This is a genomic window from Dictyoglomus sp. NZ13-RE01, assembly GCA_002878375.1.
In the GTDB taxonomy this organism is placed as follows: domain Bacteria; phylum Dictyoglomota; class Dictyoglomia; order Dictyoglomales; family Dictyoglomaceae; genus NZ13-RE01.
The window spans coordinates 1-1,282 of sequence record NIRF01000034.1 but is presented as its reverse complement, the minus strand read 5'-3'; the positions used below and the strand labels follow the sequence as shown (position 1 = coordinate 1,282).

The following is a 1,282-nucleotide window of genomic DNA, read 5'->3' as shown; positions in this document are numbered from 1 at the left end:
AGGTATGCAATGCTGCATCATCACACGAAAGTTACCAGTACGGTATTAAAGCGCATGGTAGAGGATATAAGAATGCTAGAATTGACAAGAGGATATATTCTTAAACTTTCTTCAATATACTTCGAGAAAGGTGATAAATATCTAGTAAGGCTGCTTGAATTATTAGCTACAATCCTTAGTGCTATAGTTGAGAAGACTGAAAACATTATGCTAAATGAATGGGAGATGAGGTGTAAGTGAATGAGTGAGAATGAGGACATAAACATGAGGGCTCTTAGAGCATTAACTGACTTCATGGTATGGTTGAGGAAAGCGAGTGACAGCATGTTAGCAAAATACGTGCAGAAAATAGAGCCTATGATTACGGAGTTTATAGATACAGAGATACATGATGTTGTGCGTATAGCGCTTAATAATGCTAGAGAGTTGTATATGAACGAGATATCTAGTATAGCTTCATGGATAGGTGACCTGATGTTTTGTAATGGATTATTAATCGCTGAGGCTGCATATTTGAATGAAAATAAAAAGTATCTCAAATCTAGGAAGGCTAGGTTGATTAGCGATGTGCTTAGTGAGATAAGTGTTAGGCTACAGGTTAAGTTATGGAATCTTGAGTTGAAAATAAATGAGTTGATAAAGGTGGTTTAGATGAGTGAGGAGGTAAAGCTTCACGATTTTACTGACGAGCAACTATTTGCATACGGTGAGTTCGGGTATTGGTTGAGATTGTTATCTCCGCGTGCTCTAGTGAGGTATGTTAAGAAGTTATCATACAAGGAAAAGCTGGCTACGGATATAAATAGAGTGCTACTGGTGGAAATTGCTAATGGATTATATCGCTACAGGCGCATTGATAGCGTTGGTACTTTATTCTGGTGGGGTAATAGATTGGGGTTTTTCAGGGGAAAACTAAGCGAGCAGGTGCGCTACTACATATTGAAGCAAGAATACATGAGGGCTAGGGTGGCTTATCTGTGGCTTCACATTGTAGAGGAACTTGAATCTAGGCTGGGACATCTCATAGATAAGCTCATGTGGCGTTAAAGGTGAGGATGTATGTATCATGAGTACGAATTAGTGTATGCTGGGACTAAGGGGCTACAAGGTCTTAACGTGTGGGGTAAGTGGATAAACGTAGCATCACCTAAAATGTTACATAAATGGATGAAGATTGTGGCTAAAATGGCGTACGAAAAGCTACACATATACACTGAGGATGTGAGCCACTGTACTGATTATATCGCACGGACATCAACGTTCTTACCGCTAGGAACGATAG

Annotated in this window: 3 protein-coding genes; all 3 read left to right on the top strand. The window is 39.5% G+C overall.

Going from position 1 to position 1,282, the window contains the following annotated elements:
* Positions 1-240 precede the first annotated feature (240 nt).
* Positions 241-651 (top strand): hypothetical protein, encoded by a 411-nt coding sequence (locus CBR30_09875; protein PMQ00689.1) that lies wholly within the window; start codon positions 241-243, stop codon positions 649-651.
* Entirely contained in the window at positions 652-1,047 is a 396-nt protein-coding gene (locus tag CBR30_09870) for a hypothetical protein (protein PMQ00688.1), read from the top strand.
* Positions 1,048-1,059: 12 nt separating this feature from the next.
* Positions 1,060-1,282 (top strand): hypothetical protein (locus CBR30_09865; protein PMQ00687.1); only part of this gene is annotated, 223 nt, incomplete at its 3' end.

What these genes read in the sequence shown, in the direction of transcription:
- CBR30_09875 (PMQ00689.1), top strand. Translation starts at nt 241, where the DNA reads ATGAGTGAGAATGAGGACATAAACATGAGGGCTCTTAGAGCATTAACT.
- CBR30_09870 (PMQ00688.1), top strand. Translation starts at nt 652, where the DNA reads ATGAGTGAGGAGGTAAAGCTTCACGATTTTACTGACGAGCAACTATTT.